12 protein-coding genes are annotated in these 14708 nt (G+C 64.3%); 4 read left to right on the top strand and 8 right to left on the bottom strand.

The genetic code is table 11. The features are described from left to right. Nucleotides 1-111: 111 nt before the first annotated feature. Nucleotides 112-537 (top strand): TerB family tellurite resistance protein, encoded by a 426-nt coding sequence (locus tag J2X50_RS01475; RefSeq protein WP_429090846.1) that lies wholly within the window; start codon nt 112-114, stop codon nt 535-537. Nucleotides 538-587: 50 nt separating this feature from the next. Here the strand turns inward: J2X50_RS01475 and J2X50_RS01470 are convergent, their stop codons facing one another. From J2X50_RS01470 to J2X50_RS01435, 8 genes are all read right to left on the bottom strand, one after another. Further along, nucleotides 588-2207 carry an ABC transporter ATP-binding protein gene (locus tag J2X50_RS01470; RefSeq protein WP_429090845.1) on the bottom strand — a complete coding sequence of 540 codons (1620 nt, stop codon included), beginning with the start codon at nt 2205-2207 and terminating at the stop codon, nt 588-590. After that, nucleotides 2204-3073, bottom strand: coding sequence for an ABC transporter permease (locus J2X50_RS01465; protein WP_429090843.1), 870 nt, complete (start codon nt 3071-3073; stop codon nt 2204-2206). The genes J2X50_RS01470 and J2X50_RS01465 overlap by 4 nt, the downstream gene beginning before the upstream one ends. After that, a complete protein-coding gene (locus tag J2X50_RS01460; protein ID WP_429090842.1) occupies nt 3070-4017 on the bottom strand; it encodes an ABC transporter permease in 948 nt (315 codons plus the stop codon). Before J2X50_RS01460 ends, J2X50_RS01465 begins: the two co-directional genes overlap by 4 nt. A 78-nt stretch (nt 4018-4095) precedes the next feature. Beyond that, nucleotides 4096-5577: an ABC transporter substrate-binding protein gene (locus tag J2X50_RS01455; RefSeq protein ID WP_429090840.1), complete on the bottom strand. Its 1482-nt coding sequence runs from the start codon at nt 5575-5577 to the stop codon at nt 4096-4098. 137 nt (nt 5578-5714) lie between these two features. Beyond that, the gene (locus tag J2X50_RS01450; protein WP_429090838.1) at nt 5715-6995 is read right to left on the bottom strand and encodes an acetylornithine deacetylase/succinyl-diaminopimelate desuccinylase family protein; all 1281 of its coding nucleotides are present in this window, start codon (nt 6993-6995) and stop codon (nt 5715-5717) included. 112 nt (nt 6996-7107) lie between these two features. Continuing rightward, complete coding sequence (locus J2X50_RS01445) at nt 7108-7605, bottom strand: RidA family protein (protein WP_429090836.1); 498 nt, start codon at nt 7603-7605, stop codon at nt 7108-7110. A gap of 56 nt (nt 7606-7661) precedes the next feature. Further along, a complete protein-coding gene (locus J2X50_RS01440; RefSeq protein WP_429090834.1) occupies nt 7662-8075 on the bottom strand; it encodes a c-type cytochrome in 414 nt (137 codons plus the stop codon). 50 nt (nt 8076-8125) lie between these two features. Continuing rightward, on the bottom strand, nt 8126-9727 hold the full coding sequence (locus J2X50_RS01435; RefSeq protein ID WP_429090832.1) for a flavin monoamine oxidase family protein: 1602 nt from the start codon (nt 9725-9727) through the stop codon (nt 8126-8128). A 309-nt stretch (nt 9728-10036) separates the two neighbouring features. Between J2X50_RS01435 and J2X50_RS01430 the strand changes: the two genes are divergently transcribed. The 3 genes from J2X50_RS01430 (at nt 10037) to J2X50_RS01420 (ending at nt 14566) form a co-directional block, all read left to right on the top strand. Then, complete coding sequence (locus tag J2X50_RS01430) at nt 10037-10462, top strand: L,D-transpeptidase (RefSeq protein WP_429090830.1); 426 nt, start codon at nt 10037-10039, stop codon at nt 10460-10462. A 239-nt stretch (nt 10463-10701) separates the two neighbouring features. Next, entirely contained in the window at nt 10702-11532 is an 831-nt protein-coding gene (locus J2X50_RS01425) for a hypothetical protein (RefSeq protein WP_429090828.1), read from the top strand. A 193-nt stretch (nt 11533-11725) separates the two neighbouring features. Then, a complete protein-coding gene (locus J2X50_RS01420; protein WP_429090827.1) occupies nt 11726-14566 on the top strand; it encodes a molybdopterin oxidoreductase family protein in 2841 nt (946 codons plus the stop codon). Nucleotides 14567-14708: the final 142 nt, after the last annotated feature.

The raw sequence follows: 14708 nt of genomic DNA, 5'->3' as shown, positions 1-14708 counted from the left end.
AGCCGACCGGCCGGTGCAATAGCGGCGGCGACCCGGCCGTTAGGCCAAGTGTATTTCGCAGAGCTTTGTTCTATATCGGAGACAGCAACCGCCGGAGGGGAGAGGATTCGCATGGCAACAGGACTGCTGGCCCAGATTCGTTCGCTGTTCGAAGGCGATGCCGGCGTGCGCAAGGTGGCCGACGATCCGGTGCTTTCGGCCGAACTGCTTCTGTTGTTCCGCATGATCCTCGCCGACGGGGTGGCAAGCGAGAGCGAGATGGCTGCGTTCCGCCGCATCTGCGCCGAAGCCTTCGGCATCTCCGGCGAGAGCATCGATGCGGTCGTCGAACATCTCAACGACTTCGGCTACGAGACCAACGGCTCCCAGGCTATCGCCATGTTCCAGGGCCTCGACGTCGAACGGCGTAAGCTCCTGGCGCGCCACATGGCCGACATCGCCAAGGCGGACGCGCATCTGGCCGAAAACGAGGTCAGGCTGCTGCGCCGCACGCTCGAACTGCTCGGCATCAGCCCGGTCGATGTCGTGAAGCGATAGGGCATCACGTGGCTCAGGGTCGCGATGCATCGCATCGCCCTGGCGTTCGCTCACCCTTGTTCCTGAAGCTTCCGCGCAATTGCCCTGTGCAGGTCGGGCGCTGCCGAGACCAGCGCCTGGGCTGCTTCCGACCGCGGGTGATCGAGCACTTCGGCCGTCTTGCCGCGCTCGACGATCCGCCCTTCATGCATGACCAGCACGTCGTCGGTGATGGCCCGCGCCACAGTCAGGTCGTGGGTGATGAACAGGTAGCCGACGCCTAGGCGATGGTTCAGTTCGGCGAACAGGTCGAGGATCTGGGCGCGGATCGAGACGTCGAGCGCGGAAACCGGCTCGTCGGCGACCACCAGCTTGGGCCGCGTGATGATGGCGCGCGCGATCGACAGGCGCTGACGCTGCCCGCCGGAGAATTCGTGCGGATATTTTTCCATGTCGGCGCGGCCGAGCCCGACCTCGTGCAGGGCACGGGCCACCATGTCGCGCCGCTCCTTGCGGTCGGGCTTGCGGTCGAGCAGGTGCAGCGGCTCGGCTACCAGGCGCTCCACCGTGTGGCGTGGGTCGAATGAGCCGTATGGATCCTGGAAGACGACCTGCATGTTGCGGCGCGGGCGTCTCAGTTCCTCATCGCTGGCGCGGGTGGTGTCGAGCCCGCGGAACTTGACGGTCCCTGACGTTGGCCTGTCGAGTGCGAGGATCATGCGGGCGAGGGTGGACTTGCCGCAACCGGAACGTCCGACCAGTGCCACCGATGCGCCGGGTTTCATCGTCAGCGAGACATTGTCGACTGCCCGGACGGGGTCTGGCTTCGAGAACAGCGACCTGCGGCGGCCGGGATAGTCCCGCGTGACGTTGGAGAGTTCGAGCAGGTTGTCGCCTTCGTCGACATGCGGCTTCGCCCGGGCCGGCATATGCATGGAAGCGAGCGCCAGCTGGCGCGTATATGGATGGCTTGCCTCAGAGAGCGTGCGGGCGGTCTCTCCGGCATCGGTGACCGCACCCTGGCGCAGAATCGTGATCCTGTCGGCCATCTCGGTCACCACGGCCAGGTCGTGCGAGATGAACAGCAGGCTCATCCGGTTCTCGGTGACGAGTTCGCGCAGCAGGTCGAGGATCTGCGCCTGCAGCACCACGTCCAGTGCCGTCGTCGGTTCGTCGGCGATGAGCAGCTTGGGCTTCAGCGCGCAGGCGATGGCGATGGCGACGCGCTGGCGCTGGCCGCCGGAGAGCTCGTGGGGATAGCGCGACAGCGGGAACTTCTGTTCGGGCAGGCCGACCCGGTCGAGGATTTTCCGCGCCCGTTCTTCCGCGTCTGCGCGGCTCGCCCGCGTGTGCCAGCGAATGCCTTCGGCGACCTGTTCGCCGATGGTCTTGACCGGGTTAAGCGCCGTCATCGGCTCCTGGAACACCATGCCGATGTCGTCGCCGCGCAGCGCGCACATCTGCTGTTCGGTCGCGCCGAGAATGTCGATGCCGTCGAAGGCGATGCGCCCGCTCATCCGGGCCGTGGCGGGCGCGAGCCGCATGACCGCGAGCGCGGTCATCGACTTGCCGGAGCCGGATTCGCCGACCAGTCCCATCACCTCGCCGGGGGCGATGGCAAGGTCGACCTCCTTCAGCACCGGCAGGGAGCCGATCGCGAGCGACAGCTTTTCGATCGAAAGCAGGCTCATGGCCGGCGTCTCGCGCGCGGGTCGAAGATGTCGGAGATGCCGTCGCCGAGCAGGTTGAGACCGAGAACCGTCAGCAGGATGGCGCAGCCGGGGAACAGCGCCAGCCATGGTGCTACCATCATCACTGTCTGGGCGTCGAACAGCATGCGGCCCCAGCTCGGCATCGGCGGCTGGGCGCCGAGCCCGACATAGGATAGGCCGGCCTCCGCCAGGATGCCGAGTGCGAACTGGATGGTGCCCTGGACGAGCAGCAGGTTGGCGATGTTGGGCAAGATGTGCTCGACGGTGATGCGCGCCTGGCCCTTGCCGGCGGCGCGTGCGGCGAGGATGTATTCGCGCGGCCAGATTGCTAGAGAGCCGGCGCGGGCGACGCGGGCGAAGACCGGTATGTTGAAGATGCCGATGGCGACGACAGCGTTGATGGCGCTGGGGCCGAAGACCGCCGTGATCATCACGGCCGACAGCAGCGCCGGGAAGGCGAAGACCAGGTCGTTCAGCCGCATCAGCGTCTCGTCGAGCCAGCCGCCGCGTGCGGCCGCCCAGCCGCCCAGCGGAACCCCGATACCCATGTCGATGCCGACGGCAACGAGAGCCACGGCGATCGAATTGCGCGAGCCGACCATGATCATCGACAGCACGTCGCGGCCGAAGTGGTCGGTTCCGAACCAGTGCACCGACGAGGGGGGCTGCATGCGGTCGGCGACGACGAGCTTGGTGACGTCGAACGGCGTCCAGAAGAACGACGCCAGCGCCATTGCGGCAACCACCAGCGTGATCAACAGGCCCAGGACGAAGGAGCGGTTGGCGAGCGCCCTGCCGACGACGTCGCCCAGGGTCTCGGGCTTGTAGTGGACCGCGTCGCTCATTGGCGCGTCCTCAGGCGCGGATCGACGAGCGCATAGGACAGGTCGACCACGAGATTGACCAGCACGACGGTGGCGACCAGCAGCATGACCACGCTCTCGACCACGATCAGGTCGCGCTGGGTGATCGCCTGGAACACCAGCCGGCCGAGGCCGGGCAGGTAGAAGACGTTCTCGATGATGATGGTGCCGGCGAGCAGGAAGGCGAACTGCAGGCCCATGATGGTGAGCACGGGGATCATGGCGTTGCGCAGCGCATGGCGCCACAACACGGCGTGCATCGGCATGCCCTTGGCGCGGGCCGTTCGGATGTAGTCCTCGCCGAGCACTTCGATGAGGGCCGCGCGGGTGACGCGGCTCAATATGGCGGCCTGCGGCAGGGCAAGTGCGACCGCCGGCAGGATCAGCGCCTTGAGCGCCGGCCATGCGCCGCCGCTCCAGCCGGGGAAGCCACCGGCCGGTACCAGCCGGAGCCACACCGCAAAGACATAGACCAGAAGCAGCGCGAACCAGAAATTGGGCATCGCCACGCCGACCTGCGCCACGGCCATGGCGGCGGTATCGGCGGCCTTGCCGCGCCGGGCGGCGGCGAACAGTCCGACGGGGATGGCAATCAGCGTCGACAGCGCGAGCGCGATGACTGCGAGCGGCAGCGAAACGACGAGCCGCTCCTTGATGAGATCGATGACAGGCACGGAATATGTGTAGGACCTGCCGAAATCGAGCGACAGCAGGCCGCGCGCCCAGTCGAGGTAGCGCACGATCAGGGGCTGGTTCAGCCCCATCTGCTCGCGCAGGAGTTCGACCTGTGCGTCGCTTGCGTTCATGCCGAGCATCAGCCGCGCGGGATCGCCCGGAACCACCTCGAGCATCAGGAACACCACGACCGACGCGACCACGAGGGTTGCAACACCGATCAGCAGGCGTTTGAGCAGATAGGCGGTCATCGGCCCAAACTGCCCGAGAAAACACCGCTCCGAAAGCTCGCGGGGGTGGCGGAGCGGTGCCTTTTCACAGAACTCTCGTCAGTCGACCCACTTGACCTTGGTCAGGTCGTTGGCCTGGATCGGCGAATTCTCCCAGAGGCCCTCGACCTTCGCGTCCCGGATTCCCACCTTGGGGAGCTCGAAAAGGAAGCCGTTCACTGCGTCGTCGGCGAGAATCTTCTGCGCCTGCTTGTAGAGTTCGGTGCGCTTGGCCTCGTCCGAGGTCAGGTTGAGCTCGTCGATGACCTTGTTGAATACCGGATTGTCGTAGCCGAAATAGTAGTCCTTGCGGGCATAGATATCGATGTCGTTGGGCTCGGTGTGCGAGACGATCGACAGGTCGTAGTCCTTGTCGGTGAAGACCTGCTTCAGCCAGTCGGCCCATTCGACAGGAATTATCTGAAGGTCGATGCCGATCTCGCGCAACTGCGAGGCGACGATCTCGCCGCCCTGGCGGGCGTAGCCCACCGGCGGCAGCTTCAGCGTCGCCTTGAAGCCCTCCGGATAGCCGGCTTCCTTGAGCAGTTCCTTGGCCTTGGCGACATCGTGCGGGTAGGTGCCGGTCTGGTCGACATAGGCCGGGTTGTGCGGAGCGAAATGCGAGCCGATCGGCGTGCCGAGCCCGCCCGAGGCGCCGTCGATGATCGCCTTGCGGTCGATGGCATGCGCGATCGCCTGGCGTACCTTGAGGTTGTCGAAGGGCTTGCGCTTGTTGTTGGTGGACAGGACAGTCTCGCCTTCGGTCGTGCCGATCACCACCTTGAAACGCGGATCGGCTTTCACCTGCGCCAGCGCATCGCCCAACTGGAAGTTGGGCAGCGCCTGCACGTCGCCCGAGAGCAGGGCAGGGATTGCCGCCGCCGCATCCGGAATGATGCGGAACTCGGCCTTGTCGAGTGCGATTGCGTCGCCCCAGTAGCCGTCGGCCTTGACGAGCGTGATCGACGCGCCCTTGGCCCAGTTCTGGAACTTGAACGGTCCGGTTCCGACAGGCTTTTCCTTGTTTGTGTCGGCCGATTCGGGCGCCACGATCACGGCGTCGCCCCAGCCGAGATTGTAGAGGAAGGAGCCGAGCGGGTTCTTCAGCGTCACCTTGACGGTCGCCGGGTCGACGACCTCGACGGTGTCGATCGGCGCGAACAGGCCTTTCTGTGCGTTGAGCGAATTTTCGGCGCGGGCGCGGTCGAGCGAGAACTTCACGTCATCGGCATTGAAGTCGGTGCCGTCGTGGAATTTCACGCCTGAGCGCAGCTTGAAGGTGTAGGTCTTGCCGTCATCGGAGATCGTCCAGCTCTCGGCGAGATCGGGCAGCACCTCGCCGCGCTGGCCGATCCGGGTCAGCCCTTCGAAGACATTGGCATAGAGCACCTCGTCGATCGCGGCGGCGGCACCCGCGGTCGGGTCGAGATGCGGAGGCTCCAGCGGAATGCCCAGCACCAGGTCGGTGCGCGCAGCCATGGCGGCCGTGCTCGATGCCAGCGCGATCACGGCGGCTGCGAGAATGGTGTTCCACTGCTTCATCTCTGGTCTCCCCGCTTCGATGTGGTCGGGCCGGATAGAAGCGCGAATTTCCGGCCGCGTAAATCAAGTTTGTTGCAATCTTTCCGGCATTGCCGAAAAAGGAATTCCTGACTTGCCGTGCGCAGTTGCTTGGCCGTTCAGCCGTTGAACTGGCCACGCAGCAATATATCGAGGCCGACGGCCATCACCTTCGCCGATTGAACCATGTCGTCTATGCCCACCCACTCGTCGGGCCGGTGGGCGAGGTCGAGAATACCCGGGCCATAGGCGATGCAATCGTACAGATGGCCGATGCGGGCGATATGTTTCTGGTCGTAGGTGCCGGGAGAAATGACATATTCCGGCTCCCTGTCGAAGATCGCCCTGATACCTTCGGCGATTGCCGAGGGCACCGGCGCGTCGCGCTCGGTCATCAGCGGCTGCACCTCCATGATGTCGCGGATCTCGTAATCGAATTTTTTCCGTTCGCGCTTGAGCCGCTCGAGGATGCTCGTCACTTCGCTTTTCACGTCGTCGATGTCCTCTTCCAGCAGGAAGCGGCGGTCGATGGTCAGCCGGCAGGAATCGGGTACGTTGGGCGAGGGCAGCCCGGGGCGGAAATCGTCGGTCTGGCCGCCATGGACGGAATTGATGTTCATGGTCGAGCGCCGCGCGCCCTCGGGCACCACCGGCATGCGCGTCGTCTTGCGGTCTAGGGCCGGGAAGAGCTCCCGTTCGAAGGCTTCGAGCACCGCGCCCATGTGGCGGACGGCGCAATCGCCTAGGAAGGGCATCGAGCCGTGGGCGATCTCGCCCTTGGTCTCTATCTCCGCCCACCAGACGCCGCGATGGCCGAGGCAGATTCGGTCCTTGTTGAGCGGCTCGGGAATGATGACGTGGTCGACCTTCGGCTTGGAGAAGTAGCCCTTGCCGGCGAGATAGGCGACGCCGCCGAACCCGCCTGACTCCTCGTCGACAGTGCCCGAGATTTCGATGGCGCCGGGAAAGTCGGGGTTGACGTCCATTAAGGCTTCGGCGGCGATGATCGAGGCGGCGAGGCCGCCCTTCATGTCGCAGGCGCCGCGGCCGTAGACGCGGCCGTCGCGGACGACGCCGGCAAACGGGTCGAGGCTCCAACCTTCGCCGGCTTCCACGACATCGATATGCGAGTTGAAATGGACGGTCTGGCCTTTCGTCCTGCCGTCGAAGCGGGCGATGACATTGATACGCGGATAGCGGTCGGTGTCGCCGGGCGTGCCTTCGGCGCGGACGTACTCGACGCTGAAGCCGCGCTTGGCCAGGCGCTTGCCGATGTACTCGGCGCAGGGCCCGTAGGCGTCGCCGGGCGGGTTGATGGTCGGGAAGCGGATCAGTTCCGCGGCAAGCTCCGCCACTTCGTCGCGACGATCGTCTATGGTCTTGAAAAGCTTGTCATGCATGCGGTCGACGTCAACCCGATTGACCTTGATCGACCGCCAGTCTTGCGCATCCTTGCCGGCGTGTCGAGCGCAGCTGCCCGGATGTCCGGGCAGCATGGCAAGGTCATTGCCTCTACGGGCGGACGGCCGTCACTTCGATTTCGACCAGCCAGCCGGGTGCGACCAAGCCCGCGACCTGCATCACCGAGCGTGCCGGCAGGTTGGGCTGTACCTCGGTGCCGAAGAACTGCGTGTAGCCTTCCATGAAGCCGGCGAAATCCATCTTGCCGCCCTTTTCGGGGTCGCCGACGAGGAAGACCTGCATCTTCACCACGTCACCCATCTTGAGCCCGAGGTCGGCAAGGGTCTTGTCGACCGACTTCAGCACCGATTCGGTTTGAGTCTTGGTGTTGCCATAGGCGGCAATGCTGCCCTTGTCGGCTTTCTCGTCGACGACCGAGGGCACGGCGCCGCTGACATAGACTGTTGTCCTACCCGCCGGGACCTCCACGGCCCGCGCGATCGGAAAATCCGAGTTCGGCGTCTTGTGGCGTATAACCTCCTCGGCCGTCGCGTTGCCGGCAAGCAGGAGGGTAGCCGCCAGCGTGGCAGCAATCCGCATCTTGGTCATCACGTTCTCCTATCATGAAGGGCAGGCGAGACCGCCGGAGCCGGCGGTCTCGAAGCTCAGCGGGCGCCGGCGACGTCCTCGACCGTCACCGCGTCCTTGTAGTCGTTGCCGAAATTGCTCCGCAGGTAGTTGACGACCGCGGCCACCTGCTCGTCGCTCATCATCTTGCCGACGGGCGGCATCCCCTTGAGGCCGTGCAGGACGACGTAGACGGGATAGGCGCCGGAGGCGAGGTTCTCGTTCTTGGCCAGTGCCGGATATCTGCCGGCGCCGACCGCCCCCTGTCCCTGGTCCATGTGGCAGGCCTGGCAGACATTGGCGTAGAGTTCCTGGCCGGTCTTCTCCGAGAATTTGTCGCCCTCGCTGAGCGTCGCACCGGCAGAATCGGCGAGTGCCGCGGTTGCGAAAAGAACGGCTGCGAACGCCGCCGCGGCGAAATGGCCGATGGGCCGTGCAAGTTGTTGGGTCATTGTGGCGTGCCTTGCGAAAACGGGAGGTGAGGGATGGCGAGGCATGGCCGTCATCCCGTGACGACGCGTTGATGCAGCCGGGTGATCGCATCGAGCGACGAAAGGATCGCGCCCTCCATCCAGGCTGGAATGTAGGAGGCGTGCTCGCCTGCCAGCACGATGCGCCCGTCGATCTTGCAGAGGTTCTCGTAGTGCTCCTTGCGGGCTTCCTCGGTCCAGTCGCCGGCGCAGCCCAGCGTGAAGGGCGAGCGGTGCCAGGCCATGGAGATACCGTTCTCGAACTCGTCCTTGTATTGCGGATGGATCATCGTCCCGTATTCGACGGCGCGCTTGACGCGCTCCTCCGGCGGCATGGCGGTGAACTCGTAGGAGTGCGGCCCGTTCCATGTGTAGGCGCCGAGCAGCACGCCCTTGCCGTCGGTGTTGAAGCTGGTGCTTGGGTAGGAAATCTGGGTGATCGGCAGGTCGGTGTAGCTGACGCCGCCGAAGATCAGCTCGTCTTGCTCCCAGAAGCGGCGCTTGAACTGCAGGCCGACCTTGACCGACGAGGCATAGGGAACGGCCTCGATGGCGGCCTGCATGGGCGCGCTGACGTTGAGCTCGATCTGGCTCAGGATGGTGAGCGGAATGGTGCAGATGCACCAGTCGGCCTTTTCCTCGACCATGGTTCCGGGCTTCTGCTGGTCCTCGTAGGTGACGGTGACGCCCTTGTCGTCCTGGTGAATCTTGGTGACCTTGGCGTGATAGGTGATGAGATCGCCGACCTCCTTGGTAAAGGCCTTGCCGATCATGTCGATGCCGCCCACCGGCTGGAACATGGTCGTCTGGAATTCGTAGAGGGCGAAGTTGGCAAGGTTGCTCCACAAGCCCGAGCTCAAGATGTCCTTGAGCGCAATCGGGTCGCTCGGCGCCGGCACAGCGGTCAGGCCACCGCCGGGATCCTTGGCAAAACCGCGGAACTCGGATGTCGCGACGCTCTTGGCGTAGGCGTAGTCCTTGTCGAGCGCCCCCCAGGAGCGCAGCGCCTCGAGCAGCATCTCCTGGTCTTCCTTGGTGACGCCGCCTTCGAGCTTGCCGGTGTGCGCCACCTTGGCGAGCAGTTCGGAGACATGCCCCTGGAAGTCGATCTTGATGTCGCGCACGCGCTGTGGCTTGCCGCCGAAGGCCTTGGACGAATGCAGGAAGGCATTGTGGTTGAGCTGCTGGAACGGCTCCAGCTTGACGCCGAGACGCCGGCAATAGGCCAGCAGGCCGTTGTGGTGGTAAGGAATGCGCCATGGTCCGGGATTGAGGTAGAGCCCCTCGTCGAACTCGCATTTCTGCGTAGCGCCGCCGAGTTCGGTGTAGGTGTCGCCGCCGCGCAGCGTCCAGTTTCGACCGCCCGAACGGCTGTTGTATTCGAGGATCTTGACCTTGTAGCCGACCTGACGGAGTTCGAGCGCCGCGGTCATGCCGGCAAGGCCCGAACCCAGGATCAGCACCGTGGCGCCCTTGGGGTCGCCTTCCAGCTTTGGCGGTCCCCGGTAGCCGGATTCGACCGCCAGACCGAGGCTGGTCATTGCCTGATACATTGCCGCCGAGCCGGCCGTGAGGCCGATCAGCGAAAGCAGGTTGCGCCGGCTTATGCCGCTAAGTGGTTCGGATTGTTGCATGATTAAAGATCCTCCGGGCGACGGTCCGCACACGGCCGCACGTTGTCTTGTTGGGCGGCGTGGAGAAAATCCTTCCAGCCGTGGGAGGAGCCTATGCTCATACAAAGTCGAGTCAACTGGGCCAGAGCCGGGCGGCGATAGGGGCTGGAGAGCGACAATCGAAGCCGGCAAAGGGCGTTTCGGGCGCCTAAAATGGCAGTCTGGGCGGTGGTTTCGCCCATGGCGCTAGATTTACCAACCGTACAACTTTTCGTGTTCCCATTCCTTTGGGTAAGGCAGAATTGCTGCCGGTCGGGGAGTGCGCGCAAGATGTACAAAGCTCTCTTCATGGCCGCGGTCCTGGCGATTGCCGGATTTCCTGCACGGGCCGCCGCCGACGTACTTGTGGCCAGGGTCAACATTTCGACGCAGACCATGACCGTCACGATCGACGGGCGGGTGATTCATCGCTGGCCGGTGTCCACGGCCCGCAGGGGATATGTGACGCCCCGCGGCAACTGGCGGCCCAAGCGGCTGCACCGGATGTGGTACTCGAGCAAATACGAGAACTCGCCGATGCCCTATTCGGTCTTTTACAACGGTGGCTATGCGATCCACGGCACGGGAGCGGTGAGGTCGCTTGGCCGGCCTGCCTCCCACGGCTGCGTCAGGCTCAATGTCGCCAATGCGGCGCGGTTCTATTCCTTGGTCCGGGAGGTCGGGACCCAAAACACCCGGATCATCGTCGCAAACTGAGCCGGCGTCGCCCCGGCCTCGCGACCCAAGAACCTGCATCGGGCAGCGCCTGCTATATTGGAAATATTTGCGATTTTAACTTGCCCGAGGGTCGGTGGCGACTGTGCTCTGTTGCAGAATTGTATCATGCCGGAGACGAAATCTGCGGTCGGGACAGATGTGAGTGCCTCCTCAATTGCCAGTGGCCAAGCAGGTGCTAAATTAAGGTGGCTACCTATTTCGGGGTAAGGTGGGTCTTCATGAAGCGACTTTTGGCTGGTGCGATGCTTGCGGTGGTTGCCTCTCCCGCATTCGCGGCGGATGTGGTGGCGCCGATCGCCGAGGAGCCTGTCGCGTCGGGGCCACGGATCGCGGGCCATGTCGAGGCATTTCTGGGCGGCCTCTGGATCGATGCAGAAGGCGGTAATGACGGTGGATGGGTGGCGGGGGGCGCTGCCCGACTCAACTTTCCGATAGACGTGCGCTGGAACGTTCAAGGCGACCTGTTCGCCGATGGCGCTTGGTTCGACGAGGGCGATTTCAACAGCTATGGCGGCGCCGTGCATGCCTACTGGCGCGATCCCAGCAGTTTTGCAGCGGGCGGATTTGCGACCATCACCGGCTATGGCGGCGACTCAGGGCCCGGGGACGCATATACCTTCACGGTCGGCCCGGAGGCTCAGGTCTACTTCGACAACGTCACGCTATACGGCCAAGCCTACTACGGACAGCTTCGCGAATCCGGATCATCGGATCACGCCGATATATGGGGCGTTCGCGGCGTGGCACGCTACTTCGTTCAACCAAATCTGCGCTTCGATGGCGAGCTTGGCTATCGCTCCGTCGACGTGTCCGATGGTGCGGACTCGGTTACTGCGGCTCTGCAGGGCAATTACCGTTTTGACGGCACGCCTTGGACGGTCTTCGGGCGCTATCAGTTCGACCGTCTGACCGGCCTGAGCAGCGATGGCGTCAACCTCCACAAGCTGGTTCTCGGCGTGCGCGCCACATTCGGCGCCGACACGCTTCTGGACGAGGATCGCAATGGTGCGACCATGGATACGCAGCGGTCCAGCTACCTGTTCTTCTAGACAGGATTTCGCAGAGACGGGCCTGCGACGGCCGGGGAGTGGGGGCTCCCCGGCCTTTCTATTTCGGGCCGGACTTTAGCTGCCCGAACTAAGTTCCTCATGTGGTTTAGACAAATTTTGCCGTAGACTTACGTTTTCGGGCATTTCCTTTCGTCGAGCGCCTGAGTAGGACTCATCGCAGGGAGGTTGCCGGATGAAGTCTGAACAGCGTGTGGCCCTTTCGGAACCCGTGTCCGACGAGGTCCGCAAGACGACCTGCTACATGTGCGCCTGCCGCTGCGGCATCGACGTCCATCTCAAGGACGGGAAGATCCGCTACATCGAAGGCAACAGGGACCATCCGGTCAATCGCGGCGTGCTGTGCGCCAAGGGCTCCGCCGGCATCATGCAGCACTACGCCCCGGCTCGGCTGCGCGCGCCGATGCTCAGGACCGGACCGCGCGGATCGGGCGAATACAAGGAAATCTCCTGGGACGAGGCGCTGGCGCTCGCCACCCGATGGCTCGACGAGGTGCGGCAGTCCGACCCGAAGAAGCTCGCCTTCTTCACCGGCCGCGACCAGTCGCAATCATTGACCGGCTTCTGGGCGCAGCAGTTCGGCACGCCAAATTACGCTGCCCATGGCGGCTTCTGCTCGGTCAATATGGCTGCCGCCGGCATCATGACCATCGGCGGGGCGTTCTGGGAGTTCGGCGCTCCGGACTGGGACCGGACCAAGCTGTTCGTCATGTTCGGGGTGGCCGAGGATCACGATTCCAATCCCATCAAGATCGGCATTTCCAAGCTCAAGAAGCGCGGCGCCCGCTTCGTCTCGGTCAATCCAGTGCGGACAGGCTACTCCGCGGTCGCCGACAACTGGATCGGCATACGGCCGGGTACCGACGGCCTTTTGATCCTGTCGCTGGTCCATGAACTGCTCAAGGCACGCAAGATCGACGTCGACTACATCGTCCGCTACTCCAACGCGACGTGGCTGGTGGTCGATGCGCCAGGCACGGCCGAGCATGGCCTCTTCCTGCGCGACAAGGACGGCAAGGTCCAGATCCACGAAACGGTGACGGAGCAGGTCGTGCCGCTGGGAACGCCGGGCGCGCGAGCCGGGCTTTCCGGTCGGGTCGAGCTGCCGGACGGCCGTATTGCGGTGCCCGCGTTCCAGCTGCTCGCCGAAAAATATCTCGATCCGCAATATGCGCCGGAGGCGGTTGCCAAGGAAACCGGCGTTCCAGCCGAGATCATCCGCGGCCTGGCGGCCGAAATCGCGCGTGTGGCCTTCGACGAGGCCATCGTCGTCGATCAGCCGTGGACGGACGTCAACGGCCAGCACCACGATGGCTTCGTCGGTCGGCCGGTGTCGTTCCATGCGATGCGGGGCCTGTCGGCCCATTCCAACGGCTTCCAGACGGCGCGGGCGCTGCACATGCTGCAGGTGCTCATCGGGGCCGTCGACTGTCCCGGCGGGTTCCGCTTCGAGCCGCCTTACCCCAAGCCGGTCGAGGCGCATCCCACGCCGCACGGCAAGGCCGAGCATTTCGGTTCCAACAAGCCGCTGTCGGGTCCGCATCTCGGTTTTCCGCGCGGCCCGGAGGACCTACTGGTCGACGGCGACGGCCGGCCGATGCGCATCGACAAGGCATTTTCCTGGGACGCGCCGATCTCGGCCCACGGGCTGATGCACATGGTGATCGCCAATGCGCATGCCGGCGATCCATATCCGGTCGACCTGATGTTCCTCTACATGGCCAACATGGCCTGGAACTCGTCGATGAACACGGCCGGTGTCATCAGGATGCTGGAGGACAAGGACCCGGAGACCGGCGAATACCGCATTCCGAAGATCATCTATTCCGACGCCTATTCGTCGGAGATGGTCGCCTATGCCGACCTCATCCTGCCCGACACGACCTATCTCGAGCGGCACGACTGCATCTCGCTGCTCGACAGGCCGATCTCCGAGCCCGACGCGGTGCAGGACGCCATACGCTGGCCGGTGGTTCAGCCAGACCGCGACGTGCGCCCCTTCCAGACGGTGCTGCTCGATCTCGGCGCGCGGCTGAGACTGCCGGGCTTCGCCGACAACCACGGCAAGCCGCTCTACAAGGATTACGCCGACTACATCGTACGTCACGAACGTCGCCCGGGCATCGGGCCGCTGGCGGGCTTCCGCGGCAGCAAGGGCGACCGTGCCGGGCGCGGGGCGATCAATCCCGAACAGATCGAACGCTACATCGAAAACGGCTCGTTCTTTTCGGCCCACATTCCGCTCGAGGCGCAGTTCTTCAAGCACGCCAACCAAGCCTACCAGGAGTTCGGCGTGCGCATGGGCTTCTTTGACGAACCCAAGCCGGTCACCTTCCAGCTGTACCAGGAGACGCTGCAGAAATTCCGGCTTTCGGCGGACGGCGTGCGCGAGCCGGTGGCGCCGGAAACGCACCGGCAGCGCATCCTCGACACCTTCGACCCGCTGCCGGTCTGGTACCGGCCCTTCGAGGAGGCGGCCGTCAGCGCAAGCGAATTCCCCTATCACGCCATCACTCAGCGGCCGGCGGCGATGTATCATTCCTGGGGATCGATGAACGCCTGGCTCAGGCAGATCCACACGAAGAACCCGCTCTATGTGCCCGGCGCGATCTGCGACGAACTCGGGCTGGCCACCGGCGACTGGGTCTGGGTCATCTCGCATCACGGACGCATCAAGGTCGAGATCGCGCGCATGGAGGCGGTGAACCCGAACACGATCTGGACCTGGAACGCGATCGGCAAGCGCGAGGGTGCATGGGCGCTCGACAGGGACGCGCCGGAAGCGAAAAAAGGCTTCCTGATGAACCACTTGATCCACGAGCTTCTACCGCCGAAGGGCGATGGGCTGCGCTGGTCGAACTCCGACCCGATCACCGGCCAAGCGGCGTGGTACGATCTCAGGGTGAGGATCGAGAAAGCGGAGCGCTCAGAGGTCAGCGAACCGCAATTTTCCGCCGTGTCCCGAGAGCGGCCGCACGTGGATGAACTACGCTACGGTCAGGAGTGGTCACGTTGATGACGATTGGCGCGGCGATTCGACTGCATTTCCTCTCCCCGTCTAAGGGGAGAGGATGCCGACCGGCAGGTGAGGGGCAACAATCCCATCAAAGGCTCGCGCTGCCCTTCATCCGGTCCTTCGGACCACCTTCTGCCCGTGA

Origin of the sequence: Aminobacter sp. BE322 (genome assembly GCF_050433525.1) — a bacterium.
Lineage (GTDB): Bacteria > Pseudomonadota > Alphaproteobacteria > Rhizobiales > Rhizobiaceae > Aminobacter.
Note: the sequence above shows the minus strand (reverse complement) of the source record. Positions and strands in the feature narration are given on the sequence as shown.